Genomic DNA, 1,186 nt, shown 5'->3' with positions numbered 1-1,186 from the left:
GCGGTATGGTTTTACATGTAGCGTTCAAACTGCCACGCAGCGATTGCCACCAGCATGAACAGAACGACGAGGACTACCCCCAGCACCCTACGCCTCATATAGAATGCTACTCCTGCAGAGAGACCAAGTAACGCCAGTGTGGCTGGCCAGGCTGCAATAGCTGTAAGATAGGCTACGATCAGGTAGTCCTTTATCACGGAGATCTCCTCTGGTTTGGTTTCTTCAAATTATAGGCTGATCGAAAAGCTGCTCCATAGAGTGGGGACTGCTACCCCACTTTTTTAGTAGGAGCATAATGGAAAAACTGAAAAGTAGCAGAGGAGTTCGGTTGATTGCCGGGAACCCTGATAAATATCCAGGTATACCTATTCATTTTTCTGATCTAAGATTCATCCTAAAAATATTCTATACCCTATATACAGTAAGAAAAGGATGAAAGATGACAGAAGATAATAATGAAGATGTAGCCCCACCAAGCAAAACTAAAAAGGTCACTCTTCGGGCTTTTCAAATTAAAAATGACAGTCTTTCAAAAGCATCAAGTGATGCAAAATCACAATTGTTAGCAAAGCTCAATGAAATAAAAACAGCGAAAGAAAGGTGTATGTTGCTAAGTACAGATGACCCAAATAAAGAGAGGGATGTGTTATCTTATTTTAAAGAGTCATCGGTTAGCAAGTCTATTTTTTGTACAATGTTGAGAATCACATCAGACAAGGACGTCCAGCACATAACTGAAACCCTTTTTGAGAAAGATGTTTTCACCATTGATGACATAGAAACTTCCCATATTGATGCTTCTGCCATCTGTAAACAGCACTATTACTTTTCAATGAATGATGACTTTTTAGTCACAAATCTGCCTTTAAACAAAACTGTGATCCGCTTACAAACTTACCTAAGTTGGTTTACTAACAACGAATTGCTGGAGTTTACTCCGATGATTTCGGCAAAAGGGAAGACCAAGTTAAGTGACCTGAAAGCAATAGTAGTAAAAGACCCTGAACCAATTAGTAGCGAATCCCTATCAGGGCACAATTCAAGCAAAACACCTGAGGACATTCAAAGCCAGAAGTCCATCAGCCTTTCAAAAAAGGTTATAGATATTATTAGAAACTCAATGTCAGATACAGAGCAACTTAATGATATTGCTTTAAGTCAGATGATTTCTGCTGAGTTACTGATT

The 1,186-nt window shown here is 39.4% G+C and carries 1 protein-coding gene; it reads left to right on the top strand.

Annotated features, from left to right (window positions below; translation table 11 throughout):
* Positions 1–439: 439 nt before the first annotated feature.
* Positions 440–1,186, top strand: a 747-nt coding sequence (locus tag CWM53_RS31765) for a hypothetical protein (RefSeq protein ID WP_227521677.1), incomplete at its 3' end; no start/stop codon positions are given.

The organism is Klebsiella sp. A-Nf5 (genome assembly GCF_002810545.1).
Classification (GTDB): Bacteria; Pseudomonadota; Gammaproteobacteria; order Enterobacterales; family Enterobacteriaceae; genus Klebsiella; species Klebsiella variicola.
This window is presented reverse-complemented; position numbering and strand designations above follow the sequence as displayed.